Annotated in this window: 21 protein-coding genes; 5 read left to right on the top strand and 16 right to left on the bottom strand. The window is 61.6% G+C overall.

All coding sequences use genetic code 11. The annotated features are described in order from the left end of the window. Positions 1–11: 11 nt before the first annotated feature. The 13 genes from AB8A50_RS08605 to radA all read right to left on the bottom strand — a co-directional run bounded on the left by AB8A50_RS08605 (position 12) and on the right by radA (position 16,856). Positions 12–1,322, bottom strand: coding sequence for an HlyD family type I secretion periplasmic adaptor subunit (locus AB8A50_RS08605; RefSeq protein ID WP_439077411.1), 1,311 nt, complete (start codon positions 1,320–1,322; stop codon positions 12–14). Further along, entirely contained in the window at positions 1,312–3,162 is a 1,851-nt protein-coding gene (locus AB8A50_RS08600; protein ID WP_439079944.1) for a type I secretion system permease/ATPase, read from the bottom strand. The genes AB8A50_RS08605 and AB8A50_RS08600 overlap by 11 nt, the downstream gene beginning before the upstream one ends. A 14-nt stretch (positions 3,163–3,176) precedes the next feature. Beyond that, a complete protein-coding gene (locus tag AB8A50_RS08595; RefSeq protein WP_439077410.1) occupies positions 3,177–3,932 on the bottom strand; it encodes a hypothetical protein in 756 nt (251 codons plus the stop codon). Positions 3,933–4,077: 145 nt separating this feature from the next. Then, entirely contained in the window at positions 4,078–4,893 is an 816-nt protein-coding gene (locus AB8A50_RS08590; protein WP_439077409.1) for a hypothetical protein, read from the bottom strand. A gap of 73 nt (positions 4,894–4,966) precedes the next feature. Beyond that, positions 4,967–7,549: a TonB-dependent hemoglobin/transferrin/lactoferrin family receptor gene (locus AB8A50_RS08585; RefSeq protein WP_439077408.1), complete on the bottom strand. Its 2,583-nt coding sequence runs from the start codon at positions 7,547–7,549 to the stop codon at positions 4,967–4,969. Positions 7,550–7,769: 220 nt separating this feature from the next. Then, the gene (locus tag AB8A50_RS08580; RefSeq protein WP_439077407.1) at positions 7,770–8,714 is read right to left on the bottom strand and encodes a FecR family protein; all 945 of its coding nucleotides are present in this window, start codon (positions 8,712–8,714) and stop codon (positions 7,770–7,772) included. A gap of 112 nt (positions 8,715–8,826) precedes the next feature. Then, complete coding sequence (locus AB8A50_RS08575) at positions 8,827–9,357, bottom strand: RNA polymerase sigma factor (RefSeq protein WP_439077406.1); 531 nt, start codon at positions 9,355–9,357, stop codon at positions 8,827–8,829. A gap of 311 nt (positions 9,358–9,668) precedes the next feature. Continuing rightward, positions 9,669–10,481: a class I SAM-dependent methyltransferase gene (locus AB8A50_RS08570; RefSeq protein ID WP_439077405.1), complete on the bottom strand. Its 813-nt coding sequence runs from the start codon at positions 10,479–10,481 to the stop codon at positions 9,669–9,671. A gap of 248 nt (positions 10,482–10,729) precedes the next feature. Beyond that, a complete protein-coding gene (locus AB8A50_RS08565) occupies positions 10,730–11,863 on the bottom strand; it encodes a hypothetical protein (RefSeq protein ID WP_439058634.1) in 1,134 nt (377 codons plus the stop codon). Positions 11,864–12,091: 228 nt separating this feature from the next. Next, positions 12,092–12,832: an SDR family NAD(P)-dependent oxidoreductase gene (locus AB8A50_RS08560; protein ID WP_439077404.1), complete on the bottom strand. Its 741-nt coding sequence runs from the start codon at positions 12,830–12,832 to the stop codon at positions 12,092–12,094. Positions 12,833–12,995: 163 nt separating this feature from the next. Beyond that, complete coding sequence (gene purF, locus AB8A50_RS08555) at positions 12,996–14,489, bottom strand: amidophosphoribosyltransferase (protein WP_439077403.1); 1,494 nt, start codon at positions 14,487–14,489, stop codon at positions 12,996–12,998. A gap of 35 nt (positions 14,490–14,524) precedes the next feature. Further along, on the bottom strand, positions 14,525–15,157 hold the full coding sequence (locus tag AB8A50_RS08550; protein WP_068731040.1) for a CvpA family protein: 633 nt from the start codon (positions 15,155–15,157) through the stop codon (positions 14,525–14,527). A gap of 238 nt (positions 15,158–15,395) precedes the next feature. Continuing rightward, the gene (gene radA / locus AB8A50_RS08545) at positions 15,396–16,856 is read right to left on the bottom strand and encodes a DNA repair protein RadA (protein WP_439077402.1); all 1,461 of its coding nucleotides are present in this window, start codon (positions 16,854–16,856) and stop codon (positions 15,396–15,398) included. Positions 16,857–17,327: 471 nt separating this feature from the next. On the opposite strand from radA, the gene AB8A50_RS08540 reads away from it, so the two are divergent. From AB8A50_RS08540 to map, 4 genes are all read left to right on the top strand, one after another. After that, positions 17,328–17,594 carry a hypothetical protein gene (locus tag AB8A50_RS08540; RefSeq protein ID WP_139285819.1) on the top strand — a complete coding sequence of 89 codons (267 nt, stop codon included), beginning with the start codon at positions 17,328–17,330 and terminating at the stop codon, positions 17,592–17,594. Positions 17,595–17,870: 276 nt separating this feature from the next. Next, the gene (locus tag AB8A50_RS08535; protein ID WP_439079943.1) at positions 17,871–18,227 is read left to right on the top strand and encodes a hypothetical protein; all 357 of its coding nucleotides are present in this window, start codon (positions 17,871–17,873) and stop codon (positions 18,225–18,227) included. A gap of 158 nt (positions 18,228–18,385) precedes the next feature. Continuing rightward, a complete protein-coding gene (locus AB8A50_RS08530) occupies positions 18,386–18,598 on the top strand; it encodes a ParD-like family protein (protein ID WP_315842494.1) in 213 nt (70 codons plus the stop codon). Then, positions 18,595–19,368, top strand: a complete 774-nt coding sequence (gene map / locus AB8A50_RS08525) for a type I methionyl aminopeptidase (RefSeq protein WP_439077401.1) — start codon at positions 18,595–18,597, stop codon at positions 19,366–19,368. Before AB8A50_RS08530 ends, map begins: the two co-directional genes overlap by 4 nt. A gap of 94 nt (positions 19,369–19,462) precedes the next feature. Here the strand turns inward: map and AB8A50_RS08520 are convergent, their stop codons facing one another. Beyond that, a complete protein-coding gene (locus AB8A50_RS08520; protein ID WP_439077400.1) occupies positions 19,463–22,939 on the bottom strand; it encodes a bifunctional diguanylate cyclase/phosphodiesterase in 3,477 nt (1,158 codons plus the stop codon). Positions 22,940–23,308: 369 nt separating this feature from the next. After that, positions 23,309–24,037, bottom strand: coding sequence for a sulfite exporter TauE/SafE family protein (locus AB8A50_RS08515; protein WP_309945537.1), 729 nt, complete (start codon positions 24,035–24,037; stop codon positions 23,309–23,311). Positions 24,038–24,115: 78 nt separating this feature from the next. Between AB8A50_RS08515 and AB8A50_RS08510 the strand changes: the two genes are divergently transcribed. Further along, the gene (locus AB8A50_RS08510) at positions 24,116–24,502 is read left to right on the top strand and encodes a tautomerase family protein (RefSeq protein ID WP_439077399.1); all 387 of its coding nucleotides are present in this window, start codon (positions 24,116–24,118) and stop codon (positions 24,500–24,502) included. Here the strand turns inward: AB8A50_RS08510 and alr are convergent. Beyond that, positions 24,499–25,689, bottom strand: a complete 1,191-nt coding sequence (gene alr, locus AB8A50_RS08505; RefSeq protein WP_439077398.1) for an alanine racemase — start codon at positions 25,687–25,689, stop codon at positions 24,499–24,501. The genes AB8A50_RS08510 and alr overlap by 4 nt on opposite strands. Positions 25,690–25,745: the final 56 nt, after the last annotated feature.

Raw genomic sequence — 25,745 nt, 5'->3', positions numbered from 1 at the left:
ACTTGAACCAGCTACTCCTCACGAAATGATCGTGCGATCTGGTCGCCGATGGGCTTGACCAGAAAAGACAGGACTGTGCGCTCGCCGGTCTGAATGAAGGCTTCCGCCGGCATTCCGGGAACGAGGGCGAGTTTGCCGAGGCGCGCCAGTTGCTGCGGCGGGATGGTGATCCGCACGATGTAATGGGAAAGCCCGGACTTCTGATCCAGCGTCAGGTCGGCGGCGATGCGGCTGACGCTGCCGTTCAGTTCGGGAGTGGTGCGCTGGTTGAAGGCCGACATGCGCAGCACGGCCGGCTGGCCGAGCCGTATCTGGTCGATGTCCTGCGGGTTGATCTGTACTTCGAGTGCCAGCCTGTCGCTGTCGGGCACAATCAGCATGACCGTGTCGGCCGGCGAAATCACGCCGCCAATGGTGTGCACCGCGAGCTCGTGGACCAGTCCGCCTTGCGGAGCGATAATATCGATTCGCTTGAGCTGATCTTCTGCAGTCACCTTCCGTTCGACATATTCCGCTGTCTGGCCCTCGATGTCGCGCAGACTGCTGGCGACTTCGCTGCGGAGGTCCTGGTCGACCTGAATCATCTGCAACTGTGTTTCGGAAATCTTGCCGCCGGATTGCGCCTGGGCTTCGACGAGTCGGCCGCGTTCGCCGTCGAGGTTTGCCGCTTCGCGTTCCAGTGCCATCATCCGCTGAATGGGTACCAGCCCTTTCTCCCAGAGTTCGCGCACGCCTGTCAGCTCGCGTTGGATCAGGCCGATGCCGCGAATTTTCGCTTCTTCCTGAGCCACGAGGCCGCGCACTTCCTTGCCGTATTGAAGGGCGCGTTCGCGAAGCTGTGCCTTCTGGCCGAGGCGGGCGTCGCGGCGCAGTTCGAACAGTTTGCTTTCGCCTGCCATGAGCAGTGCGATCTCCGGATCGGCGGCGCGCGATCTGATTTCGTCGGGAAAGGCGATGACGCCAGCCTCGTCGCGCTCGGCACGGAGTCGCGCCCGTCGCACCGCGAATTCGTCGAGCCGCTTGGTAACGATGGCGAGATTGGCGCGCGTCTGCGTCGCGTCGAGGCGCATTACAATGTCGCCTGCAGTCACGCGCTGTCCTTCGCGGACCAGAATTTCGCCGACCACGCCGCCGGTCGGGTGCTGGACCTTCTTGACGTTGGTATCCACGACGAAGTGTCCTGCGGCGACGACCGCACCGGCCAGATTGGTCGCCGCAGCCCATCCGCCGATGCCGCCGACCAGCACAATACCCGCCAGCGTGGCGATGCCGAGGTGGCGCAGGATCGAGTGGGAGACCGCGGAGACATTGCTATCGGGCATCGCGATCTTCCATATCGTCATGTGGATGTGTGCTCATTCCCGACTTGTCGGCGGGATTTGCGATCACCCGCAGCGCCGCGAGAGACCGCGCGGTCGCGGTGGCCGCATGGCCGGTCGTCGTGCCGGTGGCACGTGCCGCGGGAGCGGGAGCCTTCAGCGCTTTGCTGAGGACGTCCGCGCGCGGACCGAATGCCTTGGCACGACCGCCCTCCATCACCAGGACGAGGTCAACAGCGCCGATCGCACTCGGACGATGTGCGATGACGATGGCAATGCCCTTGCGCTCGCGGATGGCGGCGATGGCGCGAATGACCGCCGCTTCGCCCTCGACGTCGAGATTGGCATTGGGCTCGTCGAGCACGACCAGGAACGGATCGCCGTACAGCGCGCGTGCCAGCCCGATGCGCTGGCGCTGGCCGGCGGACAGGGCGGAGCCGGCTTCGCCGATCCGCGTCTGGTAGCCATGTTCCAGCCGCAGGATGAGATCGTGCACGCCGGCAGCCTTGGCGGCAGCGACGATGGCCTCCGAGTCCGGGTCATCTTCGAAGCGGGAGATATTCTCGGCAATGGTGCCATCGAACAGTTCGACGCCCTGCGGCAGATAACCGATATCGCGACCGAGCATCTCGCGGTCCCACTGGTCGAAGCTGGCGCCGTCGATGCGTACCTTGCCGCTGGCGGGTCGCCAGGCCCCGACCAGTGCACGTGCCAGTGTGGACTTGCCGCTGCCACTATGGCCGATGATGCCAAGAGCGCTTCCGGCGGAGACGGTAAAGCTCAGCCCCGTGACCGTCGGCCGTTTCTCTCCGGGCGGCGCGATGGTCATCGCCTCGACGCGCAGATCGATGTGGGCGCGCGGCGGCGCCATCGCCTTGGTGGCTTCCGGCATGCGGGTCAGCAATTCGTCGAGCCGTGCCCAACTCTGCCGCGCCATCAGGAACGGCTTCCATGTCGAGATGGCCAGATCCACGGGAGCAAGCGCGCGGCCCATCATGATCGAACTCGCCACCATCACGCCGGCGCTGGCTTCCTGCCTGATCACGAGATAGGCGCCGACACCGAGCATGGTCGACTGCAGCAGCGCACGCAGCGCGCGGGCTACACCGCCGAGGCCTCCCGCCACGTCGCCAGCCCGGCGATTGGCCGCCAGATAATCCGAGTTGGTGCGATGCCATCGCGCGGCCATTCGGCCGCCGAGGCCCATCGCGCGCACCACTTCGGCGTTGCGACGGCTGGCCTCCATGAGCGCGTTGCGAAACATGCCGTGTTGCACGGTCTCGCGGGCGGGTCCCCTGGAGCGGGCATTGGTGAGAAGGGTGAGGGATACGAGGATGACCGCACCCGCGAGGGCCGTGATGCCGATCCAGAAATGAAACACGAAACAGATGGCGAGGTAGAACGGCATCCACGGCAGGTCGAAAAAGGCGGTCGGACCGGGGCCGGACAGGAAGCCGCGCACATTGTCGAGATCGCGCAAGGGCTGCAGGCCATCGCCCGGCAAAGGCATCTCAAGCGGCAGACCGACAACGGCATCATGCACGCGGCCGGACAACTGATGATCAAAGCGCTCGCCGATGCGCAGCAGAATGCGCGATCGAATGATGTCGAAAAAGGACTGAAAAGCGTAGAGCGTGGCCGCCAGCACACCGAGGCCGATCAGCGTCGAAATGCTGCGGCTGGCCAGCACGCGGTCATAGACCTGCAGCATGAACAGCGGCGCGGTCAGCGCGAGCACGTTCACGATGCCGCTGATCACGGCGATCCCCCCGACGGCGGACTTAAGGGGCGAGACAACCGCCGCAGCCAATGGCTGCGACGGACTTCGCTGCGGAGCTTTCACCACGACAGTTCTGCTCAGACGGTGAAGTGGCCGTCCAGGATCAGACCAAACATGTCTGTCCCGACATAGCCATCGAGCTGGATCGAGTTGGCGCCATCGGTGATGGTGAGCACGTTGCTCTGATCCCACCAGTTGCTGTGGTTGAAGAACAGGTCGACATAGTTCGAGATGTTGGTCACGCCCTGCAGGTCGAGGACGTCGAAATCGCCGGTGGCCGCATGAAAATCCAGCACGACGTCATTGGCCCACCCGTCGGCGAAAACGAGCGTATCGTTGCCAAGACCGCCAGTGAAGCTGTCATTGCCACCGAAGCTCAGCATGACATCGTCGCCGGCCGTGCCGGTCTGGATGGTGCCCTGTTCGGCAAAGTAGCCGTAGAGGCCGTTCAGGCTGCCGTTCTGCGAGAGGTCAGTGATCGCGGCGTCGAAGGCCGGCGTCAGCGTTGCGCCGCTGAATCCGATCGACAGACCGGGATCCTGGACCCACAGGTCGGTCGGCGCGACATAAGCCAGATTGCTGCCGAGGGTCAGGTTGGTGACCGTGCCATCGATGACGCCCGGCGTATAGGAGAAGTCATCACCGCTCACGATGACCGACGACTTGTCGTTATCAACGCCGCCGACGATGCGCGTGCCGGCATACCATTGGTCGGTGGTGTTCCTCACGGCGTTGAAATTTCCGGTACCGCGATATTCGAAGTTGTCGATCCAGTTGTCCAGATAAGCGGGCAGGTTGCTGCTTGCTTCGCTGTAGGTGATGGTCAATGCCATTGTCGTTCCTCAGGATTTGGGTTGTCGGGACGTCGTGATCCAGCGGCGTGTCGTGATCACTGCAGGCGATCCCGATTGGAGGGGCTGACGCGACATCAGCGTCGCGTCAGCAGGTCGCGTGGCCGCCCGTTCGCAGCGAAGCCTGTTAGACGAAGGCGATATCGCTCCAGTCCAGCGTGCCCGATCCAGTGAAGTTCACTGTGATGGTGCTGGTCAGCCCGTTCGTTGTGTCGGCATAGGTGATGACATTGCCGGACAGGCTGCCGCCGGCGCTCTGGAATGCCGTGGCATTGGCCCAACCGAAGCCGGAGAGCTGGATCTGGTCGGCTCCGTCGAAGAAGTCCGTGATGACGTCGTCGCCCCAGCCCTGTGCTGCTGTACCTGCGGCAGTATCGTAGTAATTCGCGTTCCAGAGGAACGTATCGACCAGCACAGCTCCATTGCCGGTCAGAACGTCGTCGCCGGCGAAACTGACAAGGACGTCATCGTTTGTCGTGCCGGTCTGGTTCGTGCCCTGTTCGGCGAAGTAGTCGGTCAGACCCGCGAATGACTGACCGAAGAACGTCCCACCATCGACCAGCCCGCCATGCGATAGCGAATAGATCGCCTGATTGAAGGTGGTGGTGACGGGCATGTAGCCACTGCTATTGGTGATGATCAGGTCCTGATCTTGCACCCACAGATCCGTGGCCGGTACATATTCAAGATTATGGCCGAGCGTGAGCGATTCCACGTCGCCGTTGAATGTACCGGGCGAATAGCTGTAGTCATGAATGTTCATGATGACCGAAGGCAGATTATTGTCTGTTCCTTCGGTATCGACACCGGCCGACCACTGATCCTGGCCGGTGAACGAGGTGGAGAACCAGCCGTTTCCATTGTAGGTGAAGTTGGCGTCGTACGACGCCAGATATGTTGCGAGGTCGCTGCTTGCTGCCGTCAGCTGAAGATTGAGTGCCATTCTCGAAACCCTTCTCTGCTTGCTTTGCCCGCTTGTGGCGGGCCACCATCCACGCCAATGGGGCGGGGAATTCCTAGAATTTGTAGTTCAGCGACACCGTCGCGGTACGGCCCGGCGCGGCGTAGAAATTGGCGCCGACGGCCGGGGCATAGGCGACGTCGGTGAGATTGTTCACCGCGAAACGTAGTTTGGTCGCTTCGTCGAAGGCGTAGGACCCATAGATGTCGTAGACGCGATAGGCCGGCATATCGTATCCACTCCGGAGTGAACCCAAGGCGGGCTCGGTCTTCGATACATCGACGATACGTGTTCCGAGTGTGAGCTTTTCATCGAGCAGCCGGATGCCCGCATCAAGGGTGACGCGCAGCTTCGGTTGCTCGAAGATGACCGCAGCGCCACGGCCGCTGTTGATGGCGATGTCGCGCCCCACCGGGCTGGTGAAACTGTCGGAAAATTCCGTATCGATGCGCGTCACCGTGCCGCCGATATAGAGGAAGCGCGCGTCGTAGTTGGCTTCGATTTCGACGCCTTTCATCCGGGTGACGCCGTTGAGATTCACAAAGGTGTCGTATTGTCTGTTGGCCTGCGCGTTGAGGATATAGCCGTAACTGATGTAGTCGGTGATCTCGCGATAGAAGCCGACCGTCTTGAAGCGGATGGAATCCCGCTCGGCCAGAATGCCGTTGGCCAGGACGTTGAACCCGGCTTCGTAGGTGTCGCCGCGTTCCGGACGCAGGGAAGGGTTCGGCGCATACCCATTGACGACGTTGCTGTCGTGACCACCATTCAGGAACGATTCCATCACCGTGGGCGGACGGTAGCTCTTGGAATACTTGGCGAAGGGTTGCAGCCATTCGGTGGGCTGGAAGGCGATAGTGAAGTTCGGTAGCCAGGCGCCGCCGTCCCTGTCGACATCGAGATTGTAGGCCGGATAGTAAGAGGGACCGTAGATGGGGACGTATGTCGGCGGGATGGCTACCCCGCAGCCGCGTGCATTGCAGATGGCCGGTCTTCCGGGATTTGTCATCAGTTGCCCGATGACGTCCCGCGTTTCGTTGCCATAGATCGTCGCGTTGCCGGCGATATGATACCAGTCGTAGCGTACGCCGCCGATGAGCGTGACCCATTCCGTGGGCTTGAAGGTCGCGCTCGTGAAACCACTGGCGACCTCGCGATTTCCGCTTGGCGTGCCGCCGGTCAGCGTGCTCGAATAGTCGGCGCCGGTTTGCGAGACAAAACCGCGTTGCAGCGTCGTCTTGCCGGTGTCGCTGAACGCTTCCAGGCCGTAATTGAGCGCCAGCGCGCCGATATCCGTCGCGAAACGGCTGGTGTTCTCGACGGTGCCGCCCAGCGTCGAGAACACGAAGTTCGATGGACCGGTCAGTGCAAAGGCGCCATCGGAGACCGTGTCGTTCTTGAGGTGGTTGTAATAGAGCTTGGCCTTCAGATCGACGATGTCATTGCCTGGATTCCAGTCGAGCGCTGAGGTGAACGTGTCGTTGGCGACCTGCTCGCTGGACTTCAGGATACCGCCGCGTGCGATCGTGTTATCGTAGTTTCCGGTATTGTACCGGGAATCGTTATGCAGCCAGCCGATCGTGATCTTCACGTCCTCGGTCGTCAGCGCCTCAGCCTTCAGGATGGTGGAAAAGACCTCCTGGCCGGAAAACAACAGGACGTCGCCGGTACCGGTATAGGTATTCGCGGTCGGGATGGTGCCGTTCTTGCCGACGTCATAGGCGCCGATGTTCTTGTAGCTGACGCCGCCGAGCACCGAGAAGCGCTCCGACACGCGGACGGCTGCTGCCGTCGAGCCATCGAAATTGTACGCATTGGTACCCGTAGTGGCATTCACCACGCCGCCATATTGATTGCCGGGCTTGATCAGGTCGTCGGCGATGAAGGTGCGGAAATTGACAAGGCCGCCGAGTGCGCCGGCGCTTCCAACGCCCGACGTCGTACTTTTCTCCACGTCGATCTGGCGCAGGAAGGCGGTGTCGACATAGGTCCGTTGTGTCGCACCGTGGCCGCTGCGCTGGAAATTCTGCCGCGCGCCATCGATCATAGTGGCAATGCGATCTTGATCCTGCAGGCCGCGGATATTGACGCTGATGCCAGGGTTCTGCGCCGCCGAGCGATTGGCATAGACGCCGGCTACATTGTCCAGGAGATCGCGCGCGTTGCGCGTCGGGCTGCTCTCGATCGCTTCGCGTGAGATCACGCTGACGGCTGCGGGTCGCTGATAGACCCAGTCCGGCGTTCCCTGATAGCCGGAGCCCGTCGTATTATCGCTCCTGGCCGCATCGACGACGATCGTATCGAGCTGGACGCCGTCGCCCGAAGGGACGGGCCCCGCGCGGCTCTGCGACGGATCGATCAGCAGCGCGGCTTTCGGGCCAGTGATGCGATACGTAATTCCCGTGCCGGCCAGGAGCTGTGCGAGCGCCTGTGCCACGGTGTAGTTGCCGTTCAACGGTTGGCTGCGGATGTCTGGCGCGAGCTGGATCGTGTAGAGGATGCGCCATCCGCTGCTGGCGCCGAGATCGGCAATTGCTGCTGCAAGAGGTTTGGCGGAAATGTTGAGCGGGTAAGTCGTAGGGGTGGTCGCTGTTGCTTCGACATTGTTTTGGCCAAAGGCCGGTACTGTCGTGATCAACGGCAATATGCCGATCAGCCCGCTCGCCACATGGCGAGCGACGCCCCGTCTACCCCCGAACCGCATTACGCACGAACTCCGTTGTCTCATTGTTTGCTGTGCGCCGCCCCAGCGCCGAGAAGAGCTTTTGCTCTTCATCCAGTTCAACGAGTCACGAAATCAAACCCACATCAGGTCCGTGGGTGTTGCGGTTTAGAATTCCGGTAAACAGCGGAGGAATTCAGTAGATCACAGTCACCCAGGGGGTGATCTGGGCGACGTTGCCCTCGATCATGCCGGCAATGGCTGTGAGGCTTTCATCGACATTCGTGGTCGGAAACGTGCCGGAGACGAGCAGATCGCTGAAGCGACCACGGATGACGATGCGGCTCGATGTCTGACGCTGCAGCGCTTCGACGACCCGATATAGCGGAACGCGGTCGAAGACCAGGCGACCGGATATCCACGCGAGCCTCGCCTCAATATCTCCGGTTTCGACGGTGCCGAGTTTTCCGCCCGACACGCGCATATGTTGGTTTGCCGATAGCTTGACGGTCGTATCGCGGTCCTGGCCGGCGACTGACACCAGTCCGCGTTGAACCGTCACCTCGACACCATCAGCCGTGCGGTCGATATTGAAGGCGGTACCGAGTACGCGGATTTCGCCGGCGCCACTATCGACCGTAAAGGCGGTCTGATCGGGCTTTACATCGAAAAAGGCCTGGCCACGGCGCAGAACGACGCGGCGTCGACCATCCTTGAAGTCGATGTCCAGTGCAGTGTCAGCACCGATGTTCAAGCGGGAGCCGTCCGGCAGGTCGCGGGCGACCACCTGACCACGCGCCGTGACAATATCTGCCTGCCAGTTCTCGAGCATCGATGGATTGATGACCCAGATGACGCAGGCCGCAGCGATCGCTGCGGGCAATGCTGGCCACCATCTCATCTGGCGCCGGGCAGCGATGTTGCCGAGACGATGGTCGCGTGCAGCCAGCCGAATGGCAGGCTCCTCAAGCTGCTGCCAGATCGCCGCTGCTTCGCGATAGGCCAGTTGATGACGATGATCCTCATTGAGCCATTGCCGAAAGGACACTTCGTCGGCCTCAGTTGTCGTCCCGTCGCGTCGGATGAGCCAGAGATCAGCGGCGGCGCACTGTGCTTTCGTTGGCCGGTCGCCAGGTTTCATCAGCAATTCCTTCGATCGATCGAAAAGGCGACGCGGGAATGCTCCTGCCGTTAGAAGCGTTCCAGCTACTCCTACCTTTACAACGAGCGACGAGAAAGAACCCACATCCATTTTAGCGGAAATCTTTGCTGGTGAGGTTGAGATGATCGTCCACGGCGGCGCGGCAGTGCTGCATGGCGCGTAGCAGATGTTTTTCGACGGCACTTACGGAAATGCCGAACCGCTGTCCGATCTCGGCATTGGATTCGCCATTGACACGTCGGCGAATGAAGATCTCGCGGGTTCGGGCGGGAAGCTGCGCGAGCGCGCGATCCAGCGCGGCAACGGCCTCGCGCGCCTGCAATGCTGCGTCTTCCGATGGCTGCCCGGGGCTGAGCTGTTCAGGCAGCACCTCTGCCAGCATATGATGCCGCCGCGATGCCGTCAGGTTATGATCGATTGCGGCGTTCCGCGCGGCAGCATAGAGAACGCGCTTGTTGTCTTCATCCGAGCCATTGGTGCCGGCGGCAAGTACCCGGGCGAAGACGTCCTGGACGATCTCCGAAGCCACTTCACGATCGCGGACCCGGCGACGCACGAGCGTTTCGAGATGAGCGCGATGTGACGTAAAGAGCCTTGCGATCGTGCTCTTCCAGAGGGTCATGATGTCACGCGTTCGAACAAGATGGGATTCGATGCGTTGCGGTGATCATTGAGCACGGGACGATAGCTGATCGATACAAACGATATGTTGTCTGTATGACGAGATCGTCGACCACGTCACCGACGGCGCCAATGTCGCTATCGGAAATCTCGCTCATCACCGGTTCCTGCGGTCAGGATGCTCCTGATCTTCCGGCAGAGATAGACGGTACCACCGTCCAGCTCAAGCCATTGATGAGGACGTGACATAGAACGGTTCGAAAATCATAGAATACTGGCCACGCGACGTGCCGGAAGGGGATATTGCGACACTCAGACCACAGCCGCAATGACGTGCGCTTGAATTTTGGCAGCAATCTCGCCGTTGCCATGTCTGCGCGCAATTTCAGATGCGGCGTAGTCGGTTGCAGTTTCCAGTTTTCCGGCGTCTCTGGCTTCGATTTCAGTGCGGAGAACAGTTCCCTGACAATAGGCAACGGCCGGAAGGCGCGGCGAAGATGCACGACTTTGTTCGGCTCTCGTCTCGATCACCACGTGGGAGAAACCTGCGTCCTCCAGCTCGCGACGGATCAGTGCCCTATCGTGGTAGCCGTGCGGCGTGCGCGCCAGAAAGCGCGGTGGATCGTCCGGAAAAATATTCGCGAGAGCATTCGTCACATCGTCAGCAAATACATTGTCCTCGATGCGATCCCATACATTGAATAAAAGATGCCCTCCGGGCTTCAGGACTCGCTTTGCTTCGCGGTAGGCGGCTGGGCGGTCGGGAAAGAACATCGCGCCGAACTGACAACACACGAGATCGAAGGCCGCATTTTCAAACGGGAGCGCCAGAGCATCCGCTTGTCGCCATGTGATGCGATTGTCCGGTGCTTGTCGCGACGCGGCGTAGTCGAGCATCGGCTGGTTGAGGTCGGTGACAATATAGCTTGCGCCGCGGGATAATCTTGGCGCCAACGCGCGGGTGACAACCCCGGTGCCCGCGGCGATTTCCAGAACGGCGCCTGGCGCGAAAGACGCTGCGCGTTGTGCGAGATCTGCGGCGTAGGGCTCGAAAATCAACGGCACCATATAGCGGTCGTAGTTTTCCGGAATCGAGCCAGCGAACAACTTGTCGGTTTCCAGCATTGCTATCACCCGTCGTCCGTTTGATGGCGCGCGAGACTAGCATGTATTGTCGGCGTCGTCCCGAAGGGCGAGAGCCGAGCCAAGGCCATTGCGTCTGGCCGAACGTCAGTGATTCAAATTCTCCAACCGGGCGCTCGAACGATGGAGCTGTCCAGATGATGGACGGCTCCATTGTTCGCATGCACCAGCATGGGGCGTGCATCGTCGGGACCGGAAACAGACGATCTGGCTATAACTCGTAGCGACAGCTACTTCAGCGCATCCGAGACAAGCCTGAACTTCTGGATGCGCTTTCCGGTGTCGACTTCGGCCGTGTAGACGTTGCCCTTGGTATCGACTGCCATGGCGTGAATCCAGTGGAACTGGCCGGCCTGACGGCCATTACGGCCGAAGGTGCCGACGACCTTGCCGTCGTCGCGATTGATGACGCGGATCTCGTTGTTCTCACCATCCGCTGTTAGCAGCCAGCTCTGCTTAGGATCGGGCCACACCGCGAGATCCCACACCGCGCCGTTGCCGAGGGTGGCCTTCTCGTAGAACCACTCCTTCACGAAGCTGCCGTCCTTCTTGAACACCTGCACGCGGTTGTTGATGCGGTCGCAGACATAGACGAGGCCGTCATTGGCGAGCTTCACGCAATGCACGGGATTGCCGAACTGCTGCGACACCGGCGCATTGGGGTCGTAGGCCGCCTGCTTGTCGTCATTCGGCTTGTTGCCATAGGCACCCCAGTGCCGCTTGTAGGCGCCGGTGGTGGCGTCGAACACGATGACGCGGCGATTGCCGTAGCCGTCTGCGACATAGATCTCGTTGGCATCCTTGTCGATGGCGGTCTCGGCGGGCTTGCCGAGCTGGGTGGTGTCGTTGCTGCCCTTGCTCGGCGCGATCTTGCCGATCTGCATGACGAACTTGCCGTCGGTGGTGAATTTCAGGATCGCATTGTCGTTGTCGAGATTGCCACCGACCCAGACGAAGCCTTTCTCGTCGACTTCGATGCCATGCTCGCGGCCGACCCATTCATAGCCTTCGCCAGGACCGCCCCATGAGCGCAACAGATTGCCGGCGGCATCGAACTCCAGCACCGGCGGCGCTGAGACGCAGCACTTCGAACGCGGCGGATTGAGTGCCGCGCCTTTCTCGTCATCGGTGAGCGAGCGCGGGCGGTGGATCACCCAGATGTGGCCGTCCTTGTCGGTCGTGATGCCGCCGACCTGGCCGAGGATCCAGTTGTTCGGCAGCGGCTTCGGCCAGGACGCGTCGACCTCGAAGCGGGGGATATCGGCGGCGCGGGAGGAGGGAGGTGCGAGGGACAGCGCGGCGAAAGCGAGGGCTGCTGTTGCAAGTGCACGCAGTGACCGCGCGCGATGAGTTGGCGACGCCATGACGACCTCCCTGATTGTCGGTGCGGGTTGTCCCGCTTGGGAGGGAGTGAAGTCCGGTGATGGATAAGAGTCAATCTTGCGGCGCGATGAACCCGCCTCGCTCTTGCCTGTCGTCACCCGGCCTGGCGTGCAATTGCGCGTCGGGACCGGATGACCCAGCAGACATCGCACTGTCAGTGTTTACTGGATCGCCCGATCAAGCCGGGCGACAATAGTTGAGTGCGTTGTTTACGCCGGCGGGTGGAAGCCCATCACCTTACCGGTCTTGTAGTCCACAAACTGCCCCGTTCCACTCCATGACGGTAGACACAGCGGCAAGATGGCTTCCGCGGCCTGTGCGGGGGTATCGAGCGTCTCGGGATCTTCGCCGGGCATCACGATGGCGCGCATGTGGGTGCGGATCGGGCCGGGATTAAACAGGTTCACACGCAGCGGCGTCGTGGCGGTCTCGTTGGCCCAGACCCGGACCAGCGTTTCCAGCGCAGCCTTGGAGACGGCATAGGGGCCGCGATAGGCAGAGGCCTTGCTGGCGGTGCCGGATGTGAGGAACACCGCGCGCCCGGCATCGGACTGCTGCAGCAGCGGCTCCATGCAGCGAATGAGCTGGAAGTTCGCGGTGAGGTTCGCGGCCATGGTGTCATTCCAGGCCTTCAGCTCGATATGGCCGAGCGGCGACGAGGGGCCTGCGACGCCGGCATTGCCGACGAGAATGTCGAGCTTGCCGTGGCGCTCATGCAAAGCGGCGCCGAGGCGCGACAGGCCGTCGAGATCGGTGATGTTCAGCGGCACCAGCGTGGCGCTGCCGCCCTCGGCACGGATCGCGTCATCGAGTTCTTCGAGGCCACCCTGGGTGCGCGCCACGGCGACGATGTGCGCGCCGGCCTTGGCCAGCGCCAGCGCAGTGGCATAGCCGATGCCGCGCGAGGCGCCGGTGACGAGGGCGATGCGGGAGGCGAGAGGTTTGGTCATGGCGCGGCTCATAAATCTCAGGCGTCATCCCCGCGAAGGCGGGGATCCATACACGGGAGGGTTATGATGCGGAAAGGTGGTTGTGTCTAATCCAGAGCCAAACAAATTAGATCGTGGCTATGGATCCCCGCTTTCGCGGGGATGACACCCGATAAGACTGCGATCAGCTCGCCTCAGCCAGCAGCGAGAGCTGCCGCGGAGCGTCGATCTCGCTCATGTCGGTGAGCGGGGTCGGGTAGTCGCCGGTGAAGCAGTGATCGGCGAATTTCGGATGGGCAGGATCGCGACCGGGTTCGCCCATGGCGCGGTAGATGCCGTCGACCGAGACGAAGGCCAGCGAGTCCGCGCCGATCAGGTCGCGCATTTCTTCCAGCGTGTGCGTGGCGGCGAGCAGGCCGGCGCGGTCCGGCGTGTCGATGCCGTAATAGTCCGGATGGGTGATCGGCGGCGACGCGATGCGGAAGTGGACTTCCCTGGCGCCGGCGTCGCGCATCATCTTGACGATCTTCTTCGACGTGGTGCCGCGCACCAGACTGTCGTCGATCAGCACAATGCGCTTGCCTTCGATGGCGGCGCGGTTGGCCGAATGTTTCATGCGCACGCCGAGTTCGCGCACGCTCTGGGTCGGCTGGATGAAGGTGCGGCCGACATAGTGATTACGGATGATGCCGAGTTCGAACGGCACGCCCGAAGCGCGGGAGTAGCCGATCGCGGCAGGCACGCCGGAGTCCGGCACCGGCACGATCACGTCGGCTTCCACATGGGTCTCGCGGGCGAGCTGTTCGCCCATCGCCTTGCGGGTGTCGTAGACCGAGCGGCCGCCGACGATCGAGTCGGGGCGCGCGAAGTAGATATATTCGAAGATGCAGGGGCGCGGCGCTTGCGGCGCGAACGGCTTGTGGCTCTGCGCGCCGTTCTCCTCGAACACGATGACTTCGCCAGGCTCGATGTCGCGGATGTACTTGGCGCCGATGATGTCGAGCGCGCAGGTTTCCGAGGCGAGGATCGGCGAGCCGTCAAGTTCACCCAGCACCAGCGGGCGGATGCCGAGCGGATCGCGGGCGCCGACCAGCTTCTTGTTGGTCAGCGAGACCAGCGCATAGGCGCCTTCGATGGCGCGGAGTGCTTCAATATAGCGGTCGATGAAACGGTTGCGCTTGGAATGCGCGACGAGGTGCAGGATGACCTCGGTGTCGGTGGTCGACTGCATCATCGCGCCGTTCTTCACGAGCTCGCGGCGCAGGGTCAGACCGTTGGTGAGGTTGCCGTTATGGGCTACTGCAAAACCGCCGGCATTGAGTTCGGCGAATAGCGGCTGGACGTTGCGGAGAATGGTTTCGCCCGTGGTGGAGTAGCGGGTGTGGCCGACGGCGGCGGTGCCGGGCAGGCGCTCGATCACTTCGCGGCGGGAGAAGGTGTCGCCGACGAGGCCGAGGCGACGTTCGGAATGGAAGCGCTTGCCGTCGAAGGCGACGATGCCGGCCGCTTCCTGGCCGCGATGCTGGAGGGCGTGGAGACCGAGCGCGGTGATCGCCGCCGCATCGGGATGGCCGTAGATACCAAATACACCGCATTTTTCGCGGAGCATGTCGCCGTCTAGATCGGGATTTCGCATGGTGGTGCTCGCGTCGTCGGAAGGGCTCTGCATCGGATCCATCGCGCCTTTCAGGTGTCGCGAGAAACTAAGAACGCCTAGCGTCCCGCCGGTTTGCCATCGATCAGCTTTTTCAGGCTGTCGCGGGCAGGTTTGGAATAGCCATCCGCGGCGCCGGGCGCTGCGGGCTCGGCGTCGGTCGTATCCTCATCGGGTTTGTTTTTCTTGAACCTCTTCAAGATGGTGTTTTCAGGGTCATCCGGCAAGAGTGCCATCAGCCAATCGCCGGTTCCCTGCAGAACGACGCGCGATTTTGCACCCGTGACCCAGTCTGGACGCTGCTTGTCCGGTACCAGCCAGGAGAAGAACAGGAAGGCGACGACCACGATCAGGAGGCCGCGGGCGAGGCCGAACAGGAAGCCCAGCGTGCGGTCCAGCGCGCCGATGCGCGAATCCAGGATCATGTCGGAGATGCGGACGGTGATGATCGAGACCACGATCAGCGTGCCGATGAACACGCCGGCCACCACCACGATGCTGGCAACGGTATCGTTGTTGAAATAAGTTTTAGCGGTCGGGAGCAGCTTCTGGAAAGCAAACAAGGTGACCAGCGCCGCCGCGCCCCAGGCCGCGATCGACAGGATCTCGCGCATGAAGCCGCGGACCATGGCCAGCAGGCCGGAGATCAGCATGACGCCGAGCAGGACAAGGTCGAGAATCGTGATCGGCATCGGCTGGTCAGGTCCGCTCGTGAATCAGAAACCGCGAATCGGCACAGGCGGCCGCTTCAGGTGACGGTGATATGGCACGTCTCGCAAGGCCGGAAAACCGCTATCGGCCGCAAGAGCACACCTGATCACACCATTGTTCCGCTTTCGGCAGAGTGCCTTAACGGAGCGTGTTGCACATCTGCGCAGTCTGTTGCGCGCGCATTCTATAGCGGCCGCAGCAGCGCAGGTCACGCCGCTGTCAGCCGTCCTGGCGCTTGAATCGCGCCGGTACGGTATTTTTCTCGGCATCTGTGCTTTTGCTGTTGTCGCGCGTGGGTTTGACGCCGCGCGCAGCGATATCGGCGACCAGCGAGGTCAGGCCGCCGATGGTATTCAGCGACAGTCCGGCGTCGCCGCCGGGGTCGCCGCGTGCCGATTCCGGCAGCACTGCGCGGCCGAAGCCGAGTTTTGCCGCCTCTTTCAGCCGCGCCGAGGTCTGCGCCACCGGGCGCACGGCGCCGGACAGCGAGATTTCGCCGAAATAGACCGCGTCGGTGGGCAGCGGCGCATTGCACAGCGACGACACAAGCGCTGCGGCCGCGGCCATGTCGGCGGCCGGCTCGTTAATGCGCAATCCGCCGGCGACGTTGAAATAGACGTCGTAGCCCGACAGCTTGACCCCGCAATGGGCCTCCAGCACGGCCAGCACCATGGACAGCCGGGAGGAATCCCAACCCACCACGGCGCGGCGCGGCGTGCCTAAAGTCGTCGGCGCAACCAGAGCCTGCAGTTCCACCAGCACCGGGCGGGTGCCCTCCATGCCGGCGAAGACGGCGGTGCCCGGCGAGCCGAGATCGCGATCGGACAGGAACAGTTCGGACGGGTTGGAGACCTCGCGTAGCCCGAGTCCGGTCATCTCGAACACGCCGATCTCGTCGGTGGGGCCGAAGCGGTTCTTCACCGCGCGCAGGATGCGGAACTGCTGCGAGCCTTCCCCCTCGAAGGACATTACGGCATCGACCATATGCTCGACCACACGGGGCCCAGCGATCTGGCCGTCCTTGGTGACATGGCCGACCAGGATGATGGTGGCGCCGGATTTTTTGGCGAAGCGAATGAGCGCCTGGGCCGAAGCACGGACCTGGGTGACAGTGCCCGGCGCGGATTCCACCGTGTCGGTCCACATGGTCTGGATCGAGTCGATCACGATCAGCCGCGGCACTGTGCCTTCGGACAGCGTGGCGACAATATCCTCGACCGAGGTCTCGGACGCGAGCTGCACCGAGGCGTCTGCAAGGCCCAACCGCGACGCGCGCAGCCGCACCTGTGCCACGGCTTCTTCGCCGGAGATGTAGACCACGCGGTGGCCGGCCCGCGCCATCAGGCTGGTGGCCTGGGTCAGCAGCGTCGATTTGCCGATGCCGGGATCGCCGCCGATCAAGAGCACCGAGCCGCGCACGAAACCGCCGCCGGTGACGCGGTCGAGTTCGCCCATCCCCGAGGCAATGCGCGGCGCATCGTTGCTCTGGCCGGTCAGGCTTTCGAGATTGAAGGTGCGCCCCTTGCGCTTGGAGCGCGCGCTGACCGGAATCGAGGTGACGCCGGTGGTGTCCTCCTCGGCCAGCGAATTCCACTCGCCGCAGGCGTCGCACTTGCCCTGCCACTTGTTATAGGCGGCACCGCAGTTCTGGCAGACGAAGGAAAGGAGGTTCTTGGCCATTGGCGGAGGGAATCGCGGCTGTGGGTGTTTTTGGTTTGTTCTCTTGGTCTACGCGGTTGAACGGGGCATTTGCAAGTTTCTTCTCGAAGGGTTCGCCAGCCTTGCCGGGTGGGACGCATTGACCGGCACATGGGCAAGGTCTATTTGGTTGCCAAATTCCGACGCGCGAGAACTGGTCGGCAATGTCGGCCTGGATCGCCTTTGCCGCGGCGATGCCGGAGGTGCAGCCTCTGCAGTGGTCCTGTTCAACTTGGCGATTGCTTACGCTCGGTAGACGCGCCGCGAGCAGAATCCAGATGCAAGCAGTGGTGAGCAATCGAGGCTGCTCGACCAACCAGCTGAGCCGCAGTCCAGCGCTTCGCGAGGCCAATTTGTTCCGCGCAGGAGCTCGCGTGGAACTGCCATGCGACGAATCCTTCATTAACCTCCGCCCGATAGCCTCACCGCAGTGACGTCAGCGTGAGGTGTGCCGTGCGTATTTTGATAATCGTGCTGGGTGCAGCGACGCTGGCGACGCCGGTACTTGCCTCTGACTACCGTGATGCGCGCTATCGCGCCGGCACCGCGCGCTATCCCATCACGATGGATACCGGCATTCGCGCGCCGCCGCCGCTTTACTATGTGGAAGCGCCGCCGCGTTATGTGCGGGATCTGAGAACGGGCGAACCGGGCCAATGGGTGGTTCGCCAACCGAGTGTGTTCGAGCAACTCTTCGGGCTGCCCCGCGACGGTTATTAAGATAGTCCGCAGGGACCGGTTGATCTCACGCTGCGCCGGGCTGTGAATCCGAACGCAGCGCAATGTGCCTGCCTTGGCATCCTCATATGTTGCCGTCATCAAATCTTAAGCACGTTCATCAAGGTAAATATCAGGACCGCGTTGACCGGTGGTGGTGCTTGGCTAAGTGTCGCGCATCAGAGCGATACGAACCCATTTCAAACAAGCTCGCGACGGGGTCTCATCATGACAAAATTGATTGCTGCTGCGATGTTCGCCACTGTCGCCGGAATGGCGATGCCCGGCGTTGCCTCGGCTGGCTGCTATAATTGCTACGCGCCACCGCCGCCGTGCCAGACCTGCTATCAGCAGCAGGTGGTGCCGCCGCAGTATCGCACGGTCGAAGAGACGGTAATGGTCGCTCCCGGTCGCACTGTCGCGCGCCGCACGCCAGCGCAGTACGAGACGGTGATGGTGCCGAAGACCGTGATGGTCGCGCCTGCGCGCGTCGATTACGAGCGCATTCCGGCGCAATACGCCACGCAGCAGCGTGTGCAGATGGTCGCTCCGGCGCAGGTCTATTACGCACCGGTGCAGCAGGGCTGCTCGACCTGCAATCGCGGCTTCAGCTTCGGCTCAAGCTACGGTTACTAAGCCGCGGATAGCTCAGATTTTCAGGACTGCGATCGGCCGCCTCAGGGTGGCCGATTTGCGTTTGGGGAGGGCGGTGCAGGCAGTCAGGACAAACCGCTCTTGGCTTTCTCGCATGCGGGGAATATATGATTCATATACGAATCATATAGGAGGCGCCCATGGGCATTGTGAACATTGACGACGATCTGCACGATCAGGTGCGCAAAGCGAGCACAGTCTCGCTTCGTTCGATCAATGCGCAGGCCGCCTATTGGATCAAGATCGGCATGCTGTGCGAGACCAATCCGACGCTCAGTTTCAATGAGATCATGGCGCGTGAACTCAGCTCCGCAGGCGTTTCGGCTCAGCCGCTGGCTGTCAGTGCAGCATGACGAAGCGGCCTGAGGAACTGGCCTTGCTGGCCGAATCCGGGCGGCTGCTGGCGTCCGTCTTCGGGCTGTTGGATCGCAGCTCGCTCGCCGGCCTCTCGACGCTTCAGGTGAATGAAATGGTCGAGCGGTTCATCGTCGACGATCTCCAGGCCCGACCCGCAAGCAAGGGCCAATATGGCTATGGTTTCGTGTTGAATGCGTCGGTGAACGATGTGGTCTGCCACGGCGTCCCATCTCAATCGCACGTGCTTCGCGACGGCGACATCGTCAATTTCGATATCACGCTCGAGAAGAACGGCTACATCGCGGATTCCAGCAAGACCTATCTCGTTGGCGAGGTGAATCCGGCCGCCAAAAGGCTGGTCGAGACCACCTATGAGGCGATGTGGATGGGCATCCGGGCGGTTCGTCCGGGTGCGCGGCTCGGAGACATCGGCTGGGCGATCGAACGACATGCCAGGCGCAATGGCTATTCCGTGGTGCGTGAATATTGCGGTCATGGCATCGGCCGGGAGATGCATGAGGAACCACAGGTTCGGCACTTTGGAAAGCCGGGGACGGGCCTCGCGCTGCGTGAGGGCATGGTTTTCACGATCGAGCCGATGCTCAATCGTGGCCGGCGGAATGTGAGAACCGAGGCTGACGGTTGGACTGTTGTGACGAGAGACGGGTCGCTATCCGCCCAATTCGAGCACACCGTTGCCGTGACGGCTTCCGGCGTGTCGGTGCTGACGCTGCGTCCCGACGAACCAGGGCGCATAAGCGCGTAGCCAAATCCGAATGGCGCTTCCGGAGCCGTGGCCGATATCGCGCTTCGTTGCAGCAGCGGCGCGGCTCACCTCACCGCCGTTTGAAACGCGGCGGTCATCTCCCTGCGGTGATGACCTCTCCGCACAACTCGCCGTCAGCAGCACCATTTCCAAATGAAACTGCGGCATCGAGGTCGAATTCGGAGAGCGGGACGGGCCGACCGAACAGAAAGCCCTGGACGAGGTCCACGCCTGCAGCCTGCAGATATTCAAATTGCTCTTCGGTCTCGACACCCTCCGCCGTCGTTGCGATGCCAAGACCACGGGCCAGCGCAAGCACCGAGGACACCACCGCTGCGCAATCGCGGCGATTGGGAGCGCCTTGTGCGAAGGATTTGTCGATCTTGATCCTGTCGAACGGGAAATTGGTCAAATAACTCGCCGTTGAATAACCAGTGCCAAAATCATCGAGCGCTATGGAGATGCCGAGATTCTTCAGCTGCCGTATCGTCCCCAGATGCGCCGTCGCGTTCTCAAGAAGAGCGGTCTCCGTAATTTCCAACTCCAGCCGTTCAGGCGAAAGACCCGTCTCCATCAGAGTATCCAGCATGACGTCGAGCAGCTTTCCCTTGCTGACTTGAACCGCTGAGATGTTGACCATGATCTTGAGGTGAGCCGGCCACGACGCTGCATCCGTGCAAGCCTGGTGCAGGATCCACTCGCCAAGAGGAAGGATCAGCCCCGTCGCTTCCGCGAGTGGAATAAATTGATCGGGAGCGATGAGTCCTTTCGACGGATGCCGCCAGCGGACCAGCGCCTCAGCGCCGCGGATCTGCCGCGTCTTGGCGTCAACCACCGGCTGGTAGTGCACCTCGAATTCATTTCGCGCGATCGCGTCCCGCAGTTCGTTTGCCAATATCTTCTGCGAGTGGGCAGCCTCGATCATTTCGGACTGGAACAGGCGGAAATCGTTTCGCCCGCCCGTCTTGGCGTCGTAGAGCGCGAGATCTGCTTTTCTCAACAGGTCCTCGGGATCGACGCCCTGTTCCGGAGCGAGGGCAATTCCAATGCTGATCCCGATGCTGGCCTGGTGGCCGTTGAGATCAAATGGCTGAGCAATGGCATCGATGATCCTGAGGGCAAGCACGGTTGCACCCTCCTGCGGATTGGGTCCACCGTCCTGGATGATCGCAAACTCGTCGCCGCCAAGGCGGGCCAGCACATCGGTTTCGCGAGTCGACGATTTCAGTCGTTGTGCGAACTCAACAAGCAAACGATCCCCAGCGGGATGTCCCAGCGTGTCGTTGACGGTCTTGAATCTATCGAGGTCGAGCATGACCACGGCAAAGCCATCGTCATGGCGGCTAAGACGCTGGCTCGCCTCCTCAAGTTTCTCGGTAAACAGTGTTCGGTTGGCAAGTCCCGTGAGCGCATCGTGACGCGCCAGGTGAACGATCTCGGCCTCTGCGCGCCGTCGCTCGGTGATGTCTTCATGCGTTGCAACCCAACCGCCGTCCTTCATCGGCTGTCGGGTGACGAGTATCAATCGCCCATCCGCAAGTTCATCGACCCTGGCCGAGCTTGAATCTGTCGAATGCTGGCCCAATTCAGCTATCTTTTTCCTGATGGCTGGTTCGCTCGTCCCGCCCTTGAGAATGCCACGAGAGACGCGATCGGCGATGATAGCCTCATGTGGCGTCCCGACTTTCAACAAAGCCGCAGGCAACTGGTATAGTTCCGCATAACGATCATTCCAGACAACGAGCCGTTTCGCTCCGTCGAACATGCAGAGACCCTGCGACATGTTGCTCAGCGCAATGTCGAAGCGTTCGTTGGTCTGCTCCAGCTCCACGGCTTTCGTGGCCAGCAACTGCTCCCTGTGTTTTTGCGCCGTGACATCTTCATGAGTCGCCAGCCACCCTTCGGTCGGCATCAGATGGCGCGTCATCGAAATGAGGCGCCCGTCGACAAGCTCCTGGACCTCTTTCTCCAGTTTCAGTTTGGCGTCGACAAGGACATCCGCAGCCATTTCGCAATTTGTTCTCTTCGCCCGGCGATATTCAATGATTTGCCGCAGCGTAGTCCCTGGCTTCACCTGTTCCTCGCTGAGGTGATAGATTTCCGCATAGCGCGCATTTGAAAGAATGATCCTCTGCTCCCCATCAAACAGCGAAAGACCCTGCGACATGTTGTTCATCGCGGCGTCGAAGCGCATGTTGATCCGCTCGAGTTCAGCAGCTTTATCAGTCAACAAGCGCTGTGCGCGTTTCTGCTCGGTGATGTCTTCATGTGTTGCGACCCATCCGCCATCCGCAATCGACCTGCGTTGAATTAAAATCACGCGACCGTCGGCAGTCATAAAAATCTGTCTTTGCTTCGTCGGAATCTCCTGAACATCCCCCTCGATGGACAAATCGTGCTTTCCGCGATCTTTGAGGGCCTGCAGCATGAGAGACAAAGGTGTTCCGGGCCTGACGAGTTCTTCCGGGAAACCGTACATCTCGCGGAAGCGGCCATTCGAAACCACCAGATTCTTGTTCGCGTCAAACAGGCAGAGCCCTAGCGACATGTTGCTCAAGGCAGCATCGAACTGCATGTTCGTTCGTTCCAGAATCCTAGTTTTCACGGCAAGACTATTCGTCTGGCGCAAAATCCTAAACGTGCCGAACAAGATGACGGCAACGATCATGGCGACGAGCGGGCCCACCATGTAAAGGTGCTGGCGCCATGGTCCCAGCACCTCACTGCGGGCGTATGTGATGACCAAGACCAGCGGCAGTCCGGGCACAGCCTTGTACCCCGCGAGGCGCGCGATGCCGTCGATAACGCCTATAGTCTCGTAGGTGCCCGCTTCGGATTTTGGCAGATATTCGGAGACGAGCGGGCTATCCGCGAAAGATTTTCCGATGGCTCCTTTTCTCGCGGGCTCTCGCGCAAGAACCCGCCCCGTGCCCGCGCGATGCAGCAACAGCACGGATCCGCCCTTGCCGACATCGATCGCGCGATAGACCTGCGTGAAATGTGTCGGGTCGAGCGGCGCAGTTACGACCCCTGCGAAGCTGCCGTCGGCGTTGCTTAACCGGCGCGACGCCGCCGTCAACCATTTGTCGGTGACAGCCGAGGGATAGGGGGGCGCAATAAACAGCCGGCCATCGGCCTGATCGCGTTGAGCGGTGAAGTGCAACATGTCGGAGATATTGCTTCGCGGCGGCGTGCGATCGTAGGAATGCGCCAGAAGGTTACCGGCTGCATCTGTCCAGCCGACGGCAACGACGATCGATGAGGCCTTCTTGAGAAGGCGCAAGGCGGTATTTGCGGCTTCGGGCGTTGCATACTTTCCCGAAAGGTTATCTTCGCGAATTCTCTCGGCTTCGAGCAGTGTTCGATCGATCCCCTCAAAGGTCAGCGCCGTGTGTTCGGCGAGAATCTCGGCGATGTTCAGTGCTGCCTTTCTTGCCTCAGAAAGCGCCGCATGATGGCGCGCCTGCAGATCCACCAAAAACACAACGATGATCGACGTCGCAAAGAAGACGCCGAGCACCACCAATGAAAATCCTGGCAGCCGGGCCAGTCTTCCATAGAACGCGCGCATGAAGCGTCCAGTAGTCGTTACAAATGAAACAAATGAAATTCCGGATTTCAGCGTGGATGACGAACCTTAATAATAGGTTGGAAATATTGGCTTTACTGTACGCGGCGAGGCAAAGGATTATGTTGCACTGCGCACGTTGGAAATGCGGATTCGCGAGATACTAATACCTGTTGCTGGTTGATCGCCATCTATGAACATCAGTCGTACGTACTTGTAAGTAATCGATACAACTTTAAACAGCGCCAGTTTCCAGCGGCCCGCCGTTTGGAAATCTCCTGTTGGCGCTTTTCGGACCCGAGTCGATGTCCTGTTTGAGCCTGCAACTCGCGGGGTAGCGGACATACTTACCGCGATTTGTGAGTCCACTCCCTAGATCAGCGCCATGCCTGACAGCACCATGCTTGCGCCAGCCAGAAGCATGATCCCGTCCATGACCAGGCGGAACGTCTCGACGCTCAGCTTCAGTACGTAGCGCTTGGCGATGAATGCGCCGGCCATCAGCGAGGCGCCGGCGATCAGGCCTTTCACAAGCACGTCGAGATCGAGCGCGCCAAACCGCTGGAAGGTGACAGACTTGCTGAGATACAGGCCGAGCGAACTCGCGGCTTCGGTGGCGAGGAAGGCGCCCTTGGCGAGGCCGTAAAACAGAAACAGCGGCACGCTGAGTGGGCCGCTGGAGACGACGATGCCGGTCAGATAGCCAATGATCGCGCCGCCAAGTGCGAGTTGCCACAGGCTGATGGTGAAGGAGCGCCGCGCCAGCCAGTGGCGCAGCGGCACCATGGCAATGAAGAACAGTCCGATGGTGAGATCGACCACATGCGACGGCAGCACCAGCAGCGTGCGTGCGCCCAGGGCTGCAGCTGGAATGCCGGTGAGCGAATAGGCGGCGGTGGCGCGCCAGTCGACCTCGCGCCACCAGGCGAGGATGCGCGACAGGTTGGCCATCACGGCGGCGACCGCCATGATCGGCACGGCTTCCTTCGGCCCGAATTGCCAGACCAGCACCGGCATCAGCATGATCGACGAGCCGGTGCCGACGATCCCGGAAATGGTGCCGGCGATAAGGCCGACCGTGCAGACGAAGATGAAGTTCAAGGCGCGACTCTCCAAGCGCGGGACGTTTACAAGAGCGCTCCAGTCGTGTGGGTGCAACCGATCCGATGGGAGACGACGATGCCAGTCACAAGAATAGTCACCGGAGAATGGGCGCGGAGCCGTGAGATCGAGGTCATCGAGGCCGTGCAGTCGGCGATGCTGGCGGCGCTCAAAATTCCCGACTGGGACCGCGACGTGACGGTGGACACCTATAGCGAAACGCAGCGCATCGTGCCGACCGGGCGCTCGCAGCGTTTTACGCGGGTCGAGATCACGATGTTTGCCGGCCGCTCCATCGAGGCCAAGCGAAGCCTCTATAAGACGATCGTGCAGAACCTTGCGGCGCTCGGCGTTCCGGAACTCGAGATCAAGATCGTCCTGAACGAACAGCCTTTGGAGAACTGGGGCGTGCGCGGCGGCCTGCCGGCCTCCGAGATCGAACTCAGCTTCAAGGTCGACGTCTAGGACGCGGCGGCGGGCTCTGCGGCGGCGGTGCCGTCGTCGCCCTTGTAGACCCGCAGGTAGCGTCGGCCGAGGCTGGTCAGCACCTCATAGGCGATGGTGCCGTAGTGATGCGCAAGTTCGTCGACGGTGATGCCGTCGCCGATCAGCGTCGCCAGATGGCCGCGGCGGGCGGCGTTATGGGGCAGGTCGGTGATGTCCACCGCGAGCAGATCCATGGAGATGCGGCCGGCGATTGGGCAGCGCTGGCCGGCGATAATCACCTCGGCGCCGCGGGTGCCGTCGCTGCTGCCGGCCGCGCGGAAATAGCCATCGGCATAGCCGGCCGCGATGATCGCAAGTCTGGTCGGACGCCGCGCCACCCAGGTGGCACCGTAGCCGACACTGTCGCCGCGCTCGACACTGCGGGTCTGCAGGATGCGCACCTTGAGATCGACCACAGGTGCCATCGGGTTGTCGGCTTCCGGCGTCGGATTAACGCCGTAGAGCGCAGCACCCGGACGCATCAGATCGAACTGATAGGCCGCGCCGAGATAGATGCCCGACGAATTCGCGAGGGATGCAGGCACGCCGGAGAACAGCGATGACGCCTCGCGGAAACTGGAATATTGCCGGGCGTTCATCGGATTGTGCAGTTGTTCAGCACAGGCGAGGTGGCTCATCACCAGCGTGAAGCCGTGATCGCCCGAGCCGAGGCGCGGGATCAGGCCCTGGACGTCAACCAGGCCAAGGCCCAGCCGGTTCATGCCGGTGTCGATATGCACCGCCGCGCCGCCCTTCCAGCCGGTGCGGCGACAGAACATGTCCCATTCGGCGAGTTCGTTGAGGTCGCCGATCACGGGCTGCACATTGATAGCGGCCAGCGCATCGCCGGAATTCGGCGGAAAACCATTCAACAGAAAGATCGCGGCTTCGGGCGCGGCGGCGCGCGCGGCGCGGGCTTCATCGAAGGTGGCGACAAAGAAGGTCCTGCAGCCCGCCTTCGCCAGCGCGCGCACCACGGGGGTGATGCCGCAGCCATAGGCGTCGGCTTTCACCGCTGCGCCGCATTCGGCGGGCACGCCGTGTTTTTCGAGCTTGCGCCAATTGGCGACGATGGCGTCGAGATCGATGGTCAGGATGCCGCTGGCGTCTGCGGGCAACTCCATGTCGGCGGGAGCTGTTGGTTTCGGGGCGGAGACGCTGTTCATCGAAATGTCCTGGCACAGGGATCGTGTGATGGGATCACACGATCGAATTCTGCGCC

It is taken from the genome of Tardiphaga sp. 841_E9_N1_2 (assembly GCF_051811065.1).
Taxonomy (GTDB): Bacteria; Pseudomonadota; Alphaproteobacteria; order Rhizobiales; family Xanthobacteraceae; genus Tardiphaga; species Tardiphaga robiniae.
The sequence above is the reverse complement of the archived record's forward strand: the minus strand, read 5'-3'. Positions and strand labels throughout refer to the sequence as shown.